This window comes from Bradyrhizobium sp. TM102 (assembly GCF_009176685.1).
GTDB lineage: Bacteria > Pseudomonadota > Alphaproteobacteria > Rhizobiales > Xanthobacteraceae > Bradyrhizobium > Bradyrhizobium ottawaense.
In genome coordinates this window covers 5,776,276-5,791,761 of sequence record NZ_AP021855.1, presented here as the reverse complement: position 1 = coordinate 5,791,761, position 15,486 = coordinate 5,776,276, and the positions used below count along the sequence as shown (strand labels likewise).

Annotated in this window: 11 protein-coding genes and 1 pseudogene; 8 read left to right on the top strand and 4 right to left on the bottom strand. The window is 64.3% G+C overall.

The features are described from left to right. Positions 1-251 precede the first annotated feature (251 nt). Positions 252-1,124, bottom strand: coding sequence for an SDR family oxidoreductase (locus GDN70_RS27515; protein ID WP_038947744.1), 873 nt, complete (start codon positions 1,122-1,124; stop codon positions 252-254). A gap of 116 nt (positions 1,125-1,240) precedes the next feature. Between GDN70_RS27515 and GDN70_RS27510 the strand changes: the two genes are divergently transcribed. From GDN70_RS27510 to GDN70_RS27490, 5 genes are all read left to right on the top strand, one after another. After that, positions 1,241-2,050 (top strand): crotonase/enoyl-CoA hydratase family protein, encoded by an 810-nt coding sequence (locus tag GDN70_RS27510; RefSeq protein ID WP_152103293.1) that lies wholly within the window; start codon positions 1,241-1,243, stop codon positions 2,048-2,050. A 157-nt stretch (positions 2,051-2,207) separates the two neighbouring features. Then, positions 2,208-3,752 (top strand): acyl-CoA synthetase, encoded by a 1,545-nt coding sequence (locus GDN70_RS27505; RefSeq protein ID WP_038947746.1) that lies wholly within the window; start codon positions 2,208-2,210, stop codon positions 3,750-3,752. A 137-nt stretch (positions 3,753-3,889) separates the two neighbouring features. After that, the gene (locus GDN70_RS27500) at positions 3,890-4,684 is read left to right on the top strand and encodes an enoyl-CoA hydratase/isomerase family protein (protein ID WP_173015879.1); all 795 of its coding nucleotides are present in this window, start codon (positions 3,890-3,892) and stop codon (positions 4,682-4,684) included. An 87-nt stretch (positions 4,685-4,771) separates the two neighbouring features. Next, entirely contained in the window at positions 4,772-5,863 is a 1,092-nt protein-coding gene (locus GDN70_RS27495; protein ID WP_038947750.1) for a rhomboid family intramembrane serine protease, read from the top strand. Positions 5,864-5,951: 88 nt separating this feature from the next. Then, positions 5,952-6,356, top strand: coding sequence for a YccF domain-containing protein (locus GDN70_RS27490; protein WP_028135280.1), 405 nt, complete (start codon positions 5,952-5,954; stop codon positions 6,354-6,356). An 81-nt stretch (positions 6,357-6,437) separates the two neighbouring features. Here GDN70_RS27490 and GDN70_RS27485 read toward each other — a convergent pair whose 3' ends face one another. Then, a complete protein-coding gene (locus GDN70_RS27485) occupies positions 6,438-7,355 on the bottom strand; it encodes an NADP-dependent oxidoreductase (protein ID WP_152103291.1) in 918 nt (305 codons plus the stop codon). 345 nt (positions 7,356-7,700) lie between these two features. Between GDN70_RS27485 and GDN70_RS27480 the strand changes: the two are divergent. The 3 genes and pseudogenes from GDN70_RS27480 to ppc form a co-directional block, all read left to right on the top strand. Beyond that, a pseudogene (locus GDN70_RS27480) lies at positions 7,701-7,870 on the top strand (YccF domain-containing protein); the annotation flags it as partial. A 366-nt stretch (positions 7,871-8,236) separates the two neighbouring features. Then, positions 8,237-9,271, top strand: a complete 1,035-nt coding sequence (locus tag GDN70_RS27475) for a phosphatase PAP2 family protein (RefSeq protein WP_173015878.1) — start codon at positions 8,237-8,239, stop codon at positions 9,269-9,271. Between the two features lie 1,063 nt (positions 9,272-10,334). After that, positions 10,335-13,127, top strand: a complete 2,793-nt coding sequence (ppc, locus tag GDN70_RS27470; protein ID WP_152103289.1) for a phosphoenolpyruvate carboxylase — start codon at positions 10,335-10,337, stop codon at positions 13,125-13,127. A 135-nt stretch (positions 13,128-13,262) separates the two neighbouring features. Here ppc and GDN70_RS27465 read toward each other — a convergent pair whose 3' ends face one another. Together GDN70_RS27465 and GDN70_RS27460 are read right to left on the bottom strand one after the other, a co-directional pair. Beyond that, entirely contained in the window at positions 13,263-14,375 is a 1,113-nt protein-coding gene (locus tag GDN70_RS27465) for an SMP-30/gluconolactonase/LRE family protein (protein ID WP_028143254.1), read from the bottom strand. A 116-nt stretch (positions 14,376-14,491) separates the two neighbouring features. Beyond that, positions 14,492-15,406: an SDR family oxidoreductase gene (locus GDN70_RS27460; RefSeq protein ID WP_038947755.1), complete on the bottom strand. Its 915-nt coding sequence runs from the start codon at positions 15,404-15,406 to the stop codon at positions 14,492-14,494. Positions 15,407-15,486 lie beyond the last annotated feature (80 nt).

Sequence of the window (15,486 nt, the reverse complement as noted above, 5' to 3'; positions counted from 1 at the left end):
GCCCGGGAGTGTGGCGTCATCCGCGGGGGAAGACAAGGTGGGAGCCCCGCTGTCGTCCCGGACAAGCGCGCCATAAGCGCGCGCAGATCCGGGACCCATACGCCGCAGCAAGGATTTGGCGAAGACTCGGAGTGACCAGCCTCGCCTCGCACCTCTCCCTGTGGTTATGGGTCCCCGCCTCGCGGGGACGACAGTTGAGGGTGAGGGTAGAGCGTCAGCCCCTTACACCCCCACGCCGTTGCAACGCGACATCACCCCCGCTTCGCCCGGTCCTTCTCGTTCTGCGCCATGATGCTCTCGCGCGCGGTTTTCCAGTCGTCGTCGCTCCAGTCGCGGAGCTGGTAGAAATTGCCGCCCATCGCCAGCGCCTGCGCGCCGTCCATGGCGATGGTCTCGCCATTGATCCAGTCGCAGCCGCCGGAGATCAGGAACACGGCGACGTTCTGCAGTTCCTCCATGGTGCCGACGCGGCCCATCGGGTTCATCGCCTTGGTGCGCGCGCCGGCCTCGTCGCCGGGCTTGATGCGCTTGCTCATGCCTTCGGTCGGGATTTCGCCGGGCGCGATGGTGTTGAGGCGGATGCCGTAGCGGCCCCATTCGGCCGCGAGCGACATCGTCATGGCATGGATCGCCGACTTGCTCATCGCCGACGGCACGACGTAGGGCGAGCCGTTACGCACCCAGGTCGTGGTGATTGACACCACGTTGCCGGGCTGCTTCAAGGCGATCCAGCGCTTGCCGATCGCCTGCGTCACGTAGAACGTGCCGTGCATGACGATGTTGGCGACGGCATCGAAGCCGCGCGGCGACAGGTCCTCGCTGCGCGAGATGAAATTGCCGGCGGCGTTGTTGATGAGGTCGGTCAGCGGCGCGTCGCGGAAGATGGTCTCCACCATCTCCTCGACCGCGAGCGCGTTGCGGATGTCGACGCCGTGGCTGGTGACGCGGCCGCCATACAGATCCATCAGCTCGGTTGCGGTCTCGTCGCACACGATCTTGCGCCGGCCGCAAATGTGCACCTCGGCGCCGAGCTGGAGGAAGCGCGCTGCCATCGCCTTGCCGAGACCTGTGCCGCCGCCGGTCACGAGAATGCGCCGTCCAGCGAGAAGATTTTCCTTGAACATGGCTGTTTCTCCCGTACGGATTGTCAGTTAATTGGTCGATTGACTAAATCCGGCCGCCAGCGTCCTGTAAAGCGGCACTGAACAAGAACAGGCAAGAACTAAGGGAGAATTCATCCATGGAAGAGCGCGTCTCGATCTCGATCTCGGAAGGCGTCGCCGACGTGCGCCTGGTGCGCGCGGACAAGATGAATGCGCTGGATCAGGCCATGTTCGAGGCGCTTGTCGCCGCAACGGACCGGCTTTCGAAGGACAAGAGCGTGCGCGTCGTCGTGCTCTCAGGCGAAGGCCGCGCCTTCTGCGCCGGTCTCGACATGGGGCGTTTTGCCGCCATGAAGGAGAAGGGCGGCAACGGAATTCCGGGTGGCGAAAATCGCGATCTCACCAAGCGCACGCACGGCCAGGCGAACTTCCCGCAACAGGCGGTGTGGGGCTGGCGCCAGCTTCCGGTTCCCGTGATCGCGGCCGTGCACGGCGTCGCCTTCGGCGGCGGCTTCCAGCTCTCGCTCGGCGCCGACATGCGCTTCCTCTCGGCGGATGCGCGGATGTCGATCATGGAGATCAAATGGGGCCTCGTGCCTGACATGGCGGGCACGCCGATCCTTGCGAGCCTCGTGCGCGACGACATCCTGCGCGATCTCACCTATACGGGGCGCATCTTCTCCGCGCAGGAGGCGATGACCTACGGCCTCGCCACGCGCATCTGCGACGACCCGCGCGCCGCGGCGCTGGAGACCGCACGCGAGATCGCCGGCAAGAGCCCCGATGCGATCCGCGCGGCAAAACGACTGCTGAACAATCTCTCGGTCGATCCGGGTCCGGCGCTGCTGGCGGAGTCGGTCGAGCAGCAGAAGCTGATCGGCACCGCGAACCAGACCGAGGCGGTGCGCTCCAATCTGGAGAAGCGCGCGGCGAAGTATGCGGATTAGCTTTCTGTCATTCCGGGGCGATGCGAAGCATCGAGCCCGGAATCCATAACCACGATCGGGAGTATGGATTCCGGGCTCGCGCCAAGAGGCGCGCCCCGGAATGACGATCGTGGTTGGTTCGATGCCCTTCAACCCGACGAAAGATCGGAAAACAACAATGAGCGAAACGCCCCAATTCCTCGGCATCGTCTCCGGCGAGCGCCGCCGAACCCACACTGAGGTCGCCAACCGCGCCGACCGCATCGCCTCAGGCCTCGCCAAGATCGGCGTTCGCCAAGGCGATTGCGTCTGCATGCTGATGCGCAACGACATCGCCTTCCTGGAGGCTGCCTACGCCGCGATGCGGCTCGGGGCCTATGGCGTTCCGATCAACTGGCACTTCAAGCCGGAGGAGATCACCTACATCCTTGATGACACCGGCACGTCCGTCCTGATCGGACATGCCGACATGCTGCACGCCTTGCGCGATGCGATCCCTGAGGGCGTCACCGTGCTCAGCGTGCCGACGCCGCCGGAGATCCTGTCCAGCTACAAGATCGATCCCGATCATCTGAAGACGCCGGACTTCGCCATCGATTTCGAAGCCTGGCTCGCGCAATTCCAGCCCTATGACGGCCCCGTGGTGCCGCAGCCCATGAACATGATCTACACCTCGGGCACCACAGGCCATCCCAAGGGCGTGCGGCGCAACGCGCCGACGCCGGAGCAGCAGACCGCCGGCGAGCGCATGCGCGCGATGATCTACGGGCTTAAGCCCGGCGCCCGCGCGATCCTGCCGGGTCCGCTCTATCATTCGGCGCCGAACTCGTTCGGCATCCGCGCCGGAAAGCTCGGCGGCGCGCTGGTGCTGATGCCGCGCTTCGAGGCTGAAGAATTCCTCGAACTGATCGAGCGATTTGAAATCGACACGATCTTCATGGTGCCGACCATGTTCATCCGGCTGATGAAGCTGCCGGAGGCGGTGCGCAGGAAGTACGACGTCTCTTCGCTGCGCCACGTCATCCATGCCGCCGCGCCCTGTCCGGCCGACGTCAAGCGCGCCATGATCGAATGGTGGGGGCCGGTGATCTACGAATTCTACGGCTCGACCGAATCCAGCGCGGTGACGTTCGCGACCTCCGAGGACGCGCTGAAGAAGCCCGGTACCGTCGGCAAAATCTCGCCCGGCGCCGAGCTGCGCTTCCTTGGTGAGGACGGAAGCGTGCTCGGCGTCGGCGAGATCGGCGAGATCTATTCGCGCATGACCGATCTCGCCGATTTCACCTACCACAACAAGCCGGAGAAGCGCGCCGAGATCGACCGCGACGGCTTCATCACCTCGGGCGACGTCGGCTATATCGACGCGGACGGCTACGTCTTCATCTGCGACCGCAAGCGCGACATGGTGATCTCGGGCGGCGTCAACATCTACCCGGCCGAGATCGAGTCCGTGCTGCACGCCGTATCAGGCGTGCATGATTGCGCCGTGTTCGGCATCCCCGATGCCGAGTTCGGCGAGGCGCTGATGGCGGTGGTGGAGCCGCAAGCCGGCGTCACGCTGGATGCTGCAGGTGTTCGCGCCGCGCTGAAGGCGCATCTTGCCGACTACAAGGTGCCCAAGCACATCGAGATCCGCACCGGCCTGCCGCGCGAGGATTCCGGCAAGATCTTCAAGCGCCGCCTGCGCGATCCCTATTGGGAGCAGGCGGGGCGGAAGATCTGACAATTCGACGAGGACCCGTAGGGTGGGCAAAGCGGAGCGTGCCCACCATCTCGATCAGAATACGTTGGCAGATCGTGGGCACGGCGCAGGCGCGCCTTTGCCCACCCTACGAGATCAGGGACGAGGAAACATTTGTCATGACCGATGCCGCGAACGAAGTCCTCTACGAAGTCGCCGATCACATCGCGACCATCACGCTGAACGCGCCGGAGCGCATGAACACGATCTCCGGCCCGATGCTCAACGATCTGGCGCGGCTCCTGACCGAAGCCAACGAGGACAAGGACGTCCGCGTCGTGATCCTCACCGGCAAGGGCAGGGCGTTCTGCGCCGGCCTCGACTTGCGCAAGGAGCGTGACGGCAACGGCCTCAGCGCGGCGTCCTCGCCGACCACGATCAACCTGCGCAACACGCCGCCGACGGTGCTGCAGGCGATGGACAAGCCGACCATCTGCGCCGTCAACGGCGGCGCCGCCGGCTACGGCATGGACACCGCGCTCGGCTGCGACATCCGCATCATGGCGGAATCCGCCAAGCTCGCCGCCGCCTTCGTCAAGCGCGGCGTGGTGCCGGAATCCGGCGGCACCTGGCTATTGCCGCGCATGCTCGGCTGGGCCAAGGCTTCAGAGCTCATCTTCACCGGCCGCACGCTCGGCGCGCGCGAGTGCCTGGAATGGGGCCTCGCCAACGAGGTCGTGCCGGGTGCCGAGTTGATGAGCCGCGCCACGGCGGTCGCCCGCGAGATCGCCGCCAACGCGCCGCTCGCGGTGCAGGCCTCCAAGCGCATGATGCGGATGGGCCTCAACGAGAATTTCCACGACCATGTCCACCACGTCTATCTCCAGCTCCTGCCGCTGTTCAAAACCCAGGACATGGCCGAGGGCATGAATGCCTTCATGGAAAAGCGCGAGCCGAAATTCGAGGGGCGGTAGCCGGGGCCGTCTGGTACGCGTTGGAGTAGCAATCATCGAGCGGCTCGGCTAGATTGGCATTCCCACGCCAATCCCCTGCGATCGTCCATGCCCTCATACCGTGCCAGTCCTGGCTTTTTCGAAGTCCCCCATGCCGCCGTCTATACGCTGATGACGGTGACGGTCCTCGCGTCGGGTTTCTGCTTCATCCAGGCGGGTGGTCCGGCGGCGCCGGCGGAGTTGCTGTATCGCTACGGCGGCATGTATGCGACCGCGATCGCGCGGCACGAATATTGGCGCCTCGTCGCCTATGGCTTCTTGCACGTCAATTTCATCCACCTCACCATGAACATGTTGTGCCTGGTGCTGTGGGGCGCCCATCTCGAGCGGCGGGTCGGGCCGGCCTATTTCCTCCTCATCTATCTCTGCGCGATGGTGTTCGGTGCCGTCATCGGCAACGGTATCCATTCCACGCCCTATTTGACGGTCGGCGCGTCCGGCGCCACCTCGGGCATCCTCGGAGCGCTGCTCTGCCTGTGGATCCTCGGCAAGCTCGACGTCAGGATCGACTTCTTCGCGATCAATATCGGATTGAACGTCGCGTTTGCGCTCGGCAATTCGCGGATCGACTGGGGCGTGCATCTCGGTGGTTTTGCGGCCGGGCTGATCGCCTGCGCAGTGCTGGACCTGATCGAGAAAGCGAATGTGTGGGTGCTTCGCTGCAAATTTCCCGAAGCCGTGAAGGTCAATCTGACACTGCTCGGGTGCGTCGTTGCGCTGTGGGCCTGGAGCGGTCAGGCCCAGGCGATCGCAGCCGGGGGTTCTGGATGGGTCCCGGCTCTCGTCGCCGTGGCCGCGTATTGCGCTGTCGTGAAGACGATTGATCTCGCACTCTCCGTCAGGAAGGGCCTTGCGATCGTCGTGGCGATTTTGGCCGGTGTGAACGCGGCCGCCGTGATGCTGTCCGGTTGGGCCCTGGCATCGTCTTGCAGCCCGCACCGGCCCACCGGCTCCGTTCCGCTCGACAACTTACTCGCCACATTCTGCCCTAGTCCTGTTGTCATCTCGGGGCTGGCCGCGATCGGCGCCGCCGCGCTGACGCTTTGGCTCTGCTCAAAGGAGATCTCGCGCGGGATCGAGGATGTTGGGTTTGTCGGCACATCGCTGCGCGCCGAACGCAGCCGGCGTCACGGATTATGAGCTTGGAGGGGAGCGGAAATCGGGGCCGTCTTAGCAGAGACAGATTTCATGCCTATATGCACGGGATCATCCACCCCCGGATCATCCCATGACCCCCGTTTCCATGCTGCTCAACATCCTCTGGATCCTCTTCGGCGGCGCCTGGATGGCGTTCGGCTGGGTGATCGCCGCGGTCATCATGGCGATCACCATCATCGGCCTGCCCTGGGCGCGGGCGGCGTTCAACATCGCCGTCTACACGCTGCTGCCGTTCGGTTCGCGGGCGGTCAACCGCTACGACGTCACCGGTGTCGAGGATATCGGTACGGGCCCGCTCGGCGTGATCGGCAATATCATCTGGTTCGTGCTCGCCGGCTGGTGGCTGGCGCTCGGCCACTTATTGACGGCACTGGCGCTCGCGATCACCATCATCGGCATCCCCTTCGCCTGGGCCCATCTCAAGCTCGCAGGCATCGCGCTCTGGCCGATCGGCAAGGTGATCGTGCCGGCGTGAGGCCCAACTCGTGGCTCGTAGGATGGGTTTCGCAAGTGCACCCCATCCTACGCGCTGCGGACATCAATGAGCATGCTCCCGTCAGGGACGAACGCGAATGATCGTATTTCCCTTGCGTCGCCCGGTCGGATTTAAGGCGGCGACCGCATCGTCGAAGGTCGAGACCTTGCCGATGTTCGTCCGCAGTCGTCCATCCCGCACCCGCTGGACGATCTCACTGAGTTGGGCGCGATCCGACTCGACGACGAAGTCGACCGCCAATCCATCGGAGGGCCGCGCCTCGGCCGGCCCGACGATGGTCACCAGTGTTCCTCCGGCTCGAATGCGTTCTACCGACCGCTTCTGTATGTCACCGCCGATGACATCCAACACCAGATCGACCTTGCCGACGTCTTGCAGCGAGTCCTTGTCGAGGTCGACGAACTCGTTTGCGCCGAAGTCGAGCACCGTCTGACGGTCGGCGGCGCGTCCGGTGCCGATGACGTAGGCGCCGGCCTCTCGTGCGAGTTGCGTCACCATCGACCCGACTGCGCCGGCCGCGCCGTGTGCCAGGATGCTCTGCCCCGATTTGAGACGGCCATGCTGGAACAGCCCTTGCCATGCGGTCAGCCCCGAGATCGGCAGGCTCGCCCCCACTGTGAAGTCGACGTCGCCCGGCAGCGGCGCAAGATTGCGCGCCTCGATTGCCACATACTCGGCCAGCGTGCCGTCGCGATACCAGTCCGCCAGGCCGAACACCCGCTGTCCTAACACCAGCCCTGTCGTTCCATAGCCAAGAGCAGTGACCACTCCGGCCAGCTCGTGTCCAGGGATCGACGGTGTTCGGTCGCGATCGAGGCGATCAGTCCAGGTCGAAGGCCACGTCAGCTCAGTCGGGACAAATCCCGACGCATGAACCTGAACCACGACGTCGTTTATCGCAGCCTGCGGCTCGGGCCGGTCCACCAGCTTCATCCCCGCCGTTCCCGCGGCCTGTTCCGTTACAACGATCGCCTTCATTGGATCATCTCCTCAGTCATTGTCTCCTGATGCAACGATTGCAGTCAGCGTGAGCGCGACGGCTATCCACAAACTGCCAGACAGTGTGGAAGTGTCCGCGATCTATTGACCGGGGCTCCCACTGAAACTGCCGATCGGGATCGCTTCGGTCGTGGTGTTAGGAGTTAGATGCGTTACGCTTGGTCATGAAACCAGTACCAAGATTGCAAAATTCGGCTGTACCAAGGGCCATTGAGACGGCGAACAGATTGAGCCTCGTAGGATGGTAGAGCGAGAGCGAAACCCATCAACCCGACCGTTGACGAGGCATGATGGGTTTCGCAAGGGCTCCACCCATCCTACGCGCTGATCGGCAACATCTGGTTCGTGCTCGCCGGCTGGTGGCTGGCGCTCGGCCACTTATTGACCGGCTGGCGCTCGCGATCACCATCATCGGCATCCCCTTCGCCTGGGCCCATTTGAAACTCGCCGGCATCGCGCTGTGGCCGATCGGCAAGGTGATCGTGCCGGCGTGAGGTGGGGATCCGTCAATGTCCGCCTCCGCCCGTAGAGGGGAAGCCGGCATAGCTTGCGGAGTCGTCGGCTGATGACCCCTGAGCAGACACCTCAACAGTATCTCAACTCCGTTTGACCCTAGCGCCGAGACCGCGCCTCGTCCTGCGCCAGGCCGATTCCCATTATCGGAACGCTGCCAGCAACGCTTGGAAACAAAATTTTTACCAATAATAACGATGGCGTTAGTCACGAGATGCAACCGGACGGTGTGGGCGCTAAACTTCTGGGAGCATTGCGCGAAATTGCACGTGGGCCGGCATGGGAATTGGAATGTTCAGTGCGCCGCCTTTTGCGAGAGCAATTGTGTTGTCAAGGAACAGCTGCGCTTGGTCGGTCACACGGAACGACGGATCGCGAACAGGTTGCAACTGGTCAACTGGAGTCTTGTGGTTGGATGGGCGCTGGCGCTCTGCGTCGGGCTTGCCGTAACAACCTTCACGCTGGAAGGCTTGATGACGACGGAGGTCGTCACAGCGCCGGCGCTGGCGGTTGCCGGGTTGTGGCTCATGCGGTGGGGCTGGGGCGAGCGGCCGGCGTTCACTATGCTCGCATTTGCGCAGATGGGTTTTGTCACGATCTGTGCGGCGCCGCTGTCGTATATCGGCTTGGGCGCCGCGATGCCGCTGCAGGACGCCAGATTTGCCGAGCTTGACCGATTGCTCGGCCTGGACTGGCCTGCATATTTCCATTTTGCGATGGCCCATCCGGAATTGCTGCTGTACGCCAAGTTCTTCTACGCAATGATCCTCGTGCCGGCCTTCTGCGTTCCGGTCGTACTGGGGTTGATGGGTCAATATATCCGTCTGCAGCAGTTCGTGATGGCGTCGACATTGGCGTTGTGCGTGGTGATTGTCGTCTCCTCCCTGCTTCCGGCGATCGGCACCTATTTCGAGTTCGGACTGCCCTCCGACACCGAGCTGTTCAAGGCGAACGGATATGGAGGACAGGCGAGCGACATACCTATGCTGCGCGATGGCACGTTGCGAGCTCTCAACATCGTGAAGCTCGGCGGCATCCTCACTTTCCCGAGCTTTCACGCTGCCACGGCGCTTCTCAGCATCTGGAGCTTATGGAGCATTTGGTGGCTGCGTCCCGCCCTGCTGGTGCTGAATGGGGGAATGCTCGTCGCGACCCCGCTGGTCGGAGGGCATTACTTCGTGGATGTGATCGCGGGCGTGTCGGTGGCTGCGCTGACGATCCAGGCGTCGAAAGGCCTGACGGCGGTCGTCGCTGCAAGTCCGCTGGTGGTCTCGACGCAGCCGAGCTCGGCGACACCGGGGCGGCTGGTCGCTCTTGCCTTCGCCGCCATGTTCGTGCGGCCGTTCCGGCGGAATATGTCCCGGCATGCGATACGCCCATGAACGTGTGCTGCTGGCCCCAGGGAGACCTGCGCGGCCGTCGTCTTTCATGTCCGCTTACAGTGCCTGAGCTCAACCCCTATCGAGCCGCAGCTCGGCGTCCAGGCAGTTGCGGCCCTCCGCCCCCAATCCCTCGCGTTGCCCGACGGGCAAAACACGCTACATGCAGGTCAAGGGACGGGGTTGTAAAATATTCTGATTGACCGAATTCTCCGTTTCGGCTAAACCGCATTCCATCCCGGCCCGTCAAAGGGGCGTTTCGCGATCGTCACGATACGTAGGCCGGGATGCGATGGACGCGGCAGCGCCGGCGCGTGACGGGGTGGCAGGGCGGGCGACCCCTGCGAGCCATCGCGATCCGCGGCACGACACGGCGCGGTCACAGCGTTTCTTTACGGCGTTGGAAGCGAGCACGCGCGAGCTTCCGACTGTCCGGGGAGGGACGTCCGCGGACGGCAAAAGCGTGTGGTCCTGACGCCCGGGGTCTGTGCGTCAAGGCTTGCGGTGGTGAAGCGGCCCGACCGGGCGCGCGCATCAGTGATCCGCAAGGCGACGGGGGCAATAGTGCATCGCTCCCCGGGGAGAGCGCGCCATAAGCCGTAAAACCATTGCGCAGGGAAGGCCGGGATGTCCCGGCGTCACCTGTGGTCACCCCGCGTGCGTCTTGTCGCGTGCGGACCCTGGGTGCCAGCCGGCGCCCGGCCTTCCCTGCGCCCTTTGTTCTCGATGAGGGCGAAACGGACAGCAAAGCTCGGGCGGAATACGCCGCGAGAAGGCGAAGGCGTGTTTTATCAGTTGAAGAGAGCTCTCGTGCCCCGGACGCAGCGCAGCGCGTCGCGCCTTCGCGGCGTGGTGCGCTGCAGAGCCGGGGCCCAGAGGCAGGGACGGTGCGGCTTTCTGGGTCCCGGCTCTGCGCAGCAACGCTTAAGGCGTTGCAGCGCGTCCGGGACACGAGTTTGGCCGGCAGTGTGCAATGCCCCCAACTTCGTCTTGCACTGCGGTAGAAAAATATCGCACACTCCACCGGACTGAGGAGCCGCAAGGAGCTCTTGAAGAGGAGCGAGCCATGTCCCTCCAGACCGCACCATCCGACAGCGCCGAGCATCGCGCCAACCGCCCCGAGGACGTCCAGGCGCTGGAGGCCGATGCGCGGCTGCGGGACGACATCCGCCTGCTCGGGCGCATCCTCGGCGACACCGTGCGCGATCAGGAGGGCGCCGAATTGTTCGACCTGGTCGAGCGCATCCGCCAGACCTCGATCCGCTTCCACCGCGACGAGGACCGGCTCGCCCGCCGCGAGCTCGAGCAGATCCTCGACAGCATGTCGACCTCCGAGACGGTGCGGATCGTCCGCGCCTTCAGCTACTTCTCCCACCTCGCCAACATCGCCGAAGACCAGAACAACATCCGCCAGATGCGAGCTCGCAGCGCAGGCAAGAGCTCCGGCGTGCTGGCGGAAACGCTCGCCCATGCCAGGGACGCCGGCATCAAGCCCGATCAGCTCCGCAGCTTCTTCAAGTCCGCGCTGGTCAGCCCGGTTCTGACCGCGCATCCGACCGAAGTCCGCCGCAAGAGCACTATGGACCGCGAGATGGAGGTCGCCGGCCTGCTCGACCGCCGCGAGCGCGTGGCGCTGACCGCGGAGGAGGCCGATGCCAGCGACGAGCAGCTGCGCCGCGAGGTGCTGACGCTGTGGCAGACCAATCTCCTGCGCCGCACCAAGCTCACCGTGCTGGATGAGGTCGCCAACGGCCTGTCGTTCTACGACTACACCTTCCTGCGCGAGGTGCCGCGGCTGGTCAACGCCCTCGAGGACCGGCTGGAGGAGGGCGGCGAGCAGGCGGCTTCCGAGCTCGCCTCGTTCCTGCGCATGGGCAGCTGGATCGGCGGCGACCGCGACGGCAATCCCTTCGTCACCGCCGACGTCATGCGCGGCACGCTGCGGCTGCAGTCGAGCCGGGTAATGCAGTTCTATCTGGAAGAGCTGCACGTGCTCGGCTCGGAATTGTCGATCGCGGCGCATCTTGCCGACGTCTCCGAAGAGCTGCGCAACCTGGCGGAACGCTCGCCGGATACCTCGCCGCACCGGAGCGGCGAGCCTTATCGTCTGGCGGTCTCAGGCATCTATGCGCGCCTGACCGCGACGGCCGAAAAGCTCGCGGTCGAGATCACGCGCCGGCCGGTCGGCAAGGGCGCGCCATATGCGAGCGTGAAGGAGCTGCAGGCCGATCTCGACGTGCTGCACCGCTCGCTGATCTCCAACAATGCCCGCGTCATCGCCCGCGGCCGGCTGCGGCTGCTGCGGCGCGCGGTGGACTGCTTCGGCTTCCATCTCGCCCGGCTCGACATCCGCCAGAACTCGGCGGTGCACGAACGCACCATCGCCGAGCTGATGGACGCCGCCAATCCCGGCATGTCCTATCTCGCGCTCGGCGAGGAGGCGCGCATCTCGCTGCTGACCAACGAGCTGCGCTCGACGCGCGCGCTGGTCTCGCCCTTCGTCAAGTACAGCGACGAGACCATGGGCGAGCTCAACGTCTTCCATGCCGCCGCGGAAGCGCATGCGATGTTCGGCTCGGACGCCATTCCCCAATGCATCATCTCGATGTGCAAGGGCATGTCCGACATGCTCGAGGTCGCGGTGCTCCTGAAGGAGGTCGGCCTGGTCCATCCCTCCGGGCGCAGCGCCATCAACATCGTGCCGCTGTTCGAGACCATCGAGGATCTGCAGGCCTCCAGCGGCATCATGGACCGCATGCTGTCGCTGCACGATTACCGCCGCCTGGTCGACAGTCGCGGCAGCGTGCAGGAGGTCATGCTCGGCTATTCCGACAGCAACAAGGACGGCGGCTTCGTCACCTCGGGTTGGGAGCTCTACAAGGCCGAGATCAACCTCGTCGAAGTGTTCGAGCGGCATCACGTGCGCTTACGCCTGTTCCACGGCCGCGGCGGCTCGGTCGGTCGCGGCGGCGGTCCGAGCTACGACGCCATCATCGCGCAGCCCGGCGGCGCCGTGAACGGCCAGATCCGCATCACCGAGCAGGGCGAGATCATCTCGTCGAAATATTCCAACGCCGAAGTCGGCCGCAACAATCTGGAAATCCTCGCGGCGGCGACGCTTGAAGCAAGTCTCTTGCATCCGCGCCAGAGCGCGCCGCGCCGCGAATATCTGACCGCGATGGACGAATTGTCGGGCCTCGCCTTCAAAGCCTATCGCGGCCTCGTCTACGAGACCGACGGCTTCGTCGATTATTTCTGGTCCTCGACCGTCATCAACGAGATCGCGACGCTGAACATCGGCAGCCGTCCGGCCTCGCGCAAGAAGACCCGGGCGATCGAGGATCTGCGCGCCATCCCCTGGGTGTTTTCATGGGCGCAGTGCCGGCTGATGCTGCCGGGCTGGTACGGCTTTGGCAGCGCGGTCGAGCAGTGGATCACTGAACATCCCGACAAGGGCATGCCGTTCCTGAAGGAGCTCTACAGGGAATGGCCGTTCTTCCGCATGCTGCTCTCGAACATGGACATGGTGCTCGCCAAAAGCTCGATCGCGATCGCCTCGCGCTATGCCGAGCTGGTGCCCGACGAAGCCTTGCGCGAAAAAATATTCGGCCGCATTCGCCGCGAATGGCATTCCTGCATCGAGACGCTCCTGGACATCATGGGGCAGGACCGCTTGCTGCAAGGCAATCCGCTGCTGGAGCGCTCGGTGCGCCACCGCTTCCCCTATCTCGACCCGCTCAACCACGTGCAGGTCGAACTCTTGAAGGAGCATCGCGCGCAGAACCCCGACGAGCAGGTGCTGCGCGGGATTCAACTGACGATCAACGGGATTTCGGCGGGGCTGAGGAATACGGGGTAGCTACCGGGCCACGTTGCTGCCCGATACTCAGCCGTCATGCCCGGGCTTGTCCCGGGCATCCACGTTCTTGGCATCGCGCGGTAAGGCGTGGATGGCCGGGTCAAGCCCGGCCATGACGCGGAGAGAGTGGGGCACTCAACAGAAATGCGCGCCTTGCGTCTCCACATAGACCGCATAGAGCGACTGGCTTGCAGTCATGAACAGGCGGTTGCGCTTCTTGCCGCCGAAGCAGACATTGGCGCAGGTCTCGGGCAAGAGGATCTGCCCGATGCGTGCGCCGTCGGTCGGCGCGAACACCTGCACGCCGTCATAGCCGGGACCGACCCAGCCGGCGCCGACCCAGATGTTGCCCTCGGTGTCGACGCGCAAGCCGTCAGGGAAGCCGGACTTGCCGTCGAGCGTCATGTCGATCAGCTTCTTCGGATTGGACAGCTTGGCCCCGTCGATGTCGTAGGCCCACACCACGTTCTTGGCTTCAGGATAGTGCGTGATGCCGGTGTCGCAGACATAGAGCTTCTTGTAATCGTGGCTGAAGGCGATGCCGTTCGGCTTGAACGGCTCGTCCGCGACCTTCGCCACCTGTCCGGTCTGGGTGTCCAGGCGATAGACGGCTTCCTTCTGGTGCGGCTGCAGCGAGCCGGTATTGGCGAGCTTGCCCTCGTAGATGCTGATCGCGCCGTAGCCGGGATCGGTGAACCAGATCGCCTTGTCGTTGGGATGCACGACCATATCGTTCGGGCCGTTGAGCGGCTTGCCACCGGCCTGCTCGGCCAGCGCTGTCACCGAGCCGTCATGCTCGTAGCGGACGAGGCGGGTGCGCTCAGCGCTGAGCTGGCGGCCCTCGGTGTCGAACGAATTGCCGTTGGCCTCGTTGGACGGCTTATGGAACTGCTCGGAGATATGGCCGTCATCGTCGAGATAGCGCAGCTGCCGGTTGGCCGGAATGTCGCTCCAGACGAGATATTGTCCCTGCGCATTCCACGCCGGCCCTTCCGCCCAGAGGCAGCCGGTGTAGAGCCGCTTGATTGCGGTGTTGCCGACCTTGGCCTTGAAGCGCTTGGGATCGATGGCGATGATGTCGGGGTCGGGATAGCGCTGCGGCTCGGCATTGGCGCCGAAGTCGCGGGCGTCAGCATTGGAGGCGAGCAGGGTCGATGCGGCGAGTGTCGCTGCACCCTGCAGCAGCGCGCGGCGGCCGAGACCGCCGCCTGCAGTCGTGTCGTCGGAGTTGGTCAGTATTCTTGTCATGGTTTCCTCCCAAAGTTTCGTTGGGAGGCGACCATTCGCCCGCAATCAGGCGTAAACCGGGGCGATCTCCGGACAAGACAACCGGAGATCGCAGGGCAGGAATGCCGGAAATGCGGCTAGACGGGATCCCAGGTGAAGATGTCGGCGGAACGGTCGAGCTTGTAGAACGAGCCCTTCAGCGCCGGCATGCCGTGTTCCGCGATCGATTGCGGCGTCCAGCCTTCGCTCCGCTGCACCGAGCGGATCGGACGGTTCTGGCTGAACAGGAAGATCTCGTTCATGCGCACGCCAAAGATCTGGCCGGTGACGTCCTTGGCGGAATCGGAGATCAGATAGCCGCAGAGCGGCGCGATCTTCTCCGGCCCCATCTGCTTGATCTTTTCGACCCGCGCCTTCTCCGCTTCAGTCTCGGTCGGGATGGTGCCGATCATGCGCGTCCAGGCGAACGGCGAGACGCAGTTCGAACGGACGTTGAAACGGCCCATGTCCAGCGCGATGGATTTGGACAGCCCGACGATGCCAAGCTTGGCGGCGGCGTAGTTGGCCTGGCCGAAATTGCCGATCAGGCCGGAGGTCGAGGTGAAGTGCACGAAGGAGCCCGACTCCTGCTCGCGGAAGATCCGCGCCGCGGCGTGGCTGACATAGAACGAGCCCATCAGATGCACCTTGATGACGGCCTCGAACGCCTCCACGCTCATCTTGTGGAAGATCATGTCGCGCAAGATACCGGCATTGTTGACGACGCCGTCGAGCCGGCCGAAATGATCGGTCGCGGTCTTCACGATCTTGCTGGCGGGGATGGCTTCCGCGACGCTTTCGAAATTGGCGACGGCCGTGCCGCCGCGCTTCTTGATCTCCTCGACCACCTCCTCGGCAGGCGCAGCGTTCGAGCCGGCGCCGTCCGAGGCTCCGCCGGGATCGTTGACCACGACCTTGGCGCCCTCCGCCGCACAGAGCAGCGCGATCTCGCGCCCGATGCCGCGGCCTGCGCCGGTGACGATGATGACCTTGTCTTGCAGTGATTTGCTCATGGGGGTTTCTCCGCTGCCGTTCCAATTTCCGCCGTCATTCCGGGGCGCGCCCCTTGGCGCGAGCTATGATGCGCAATTGC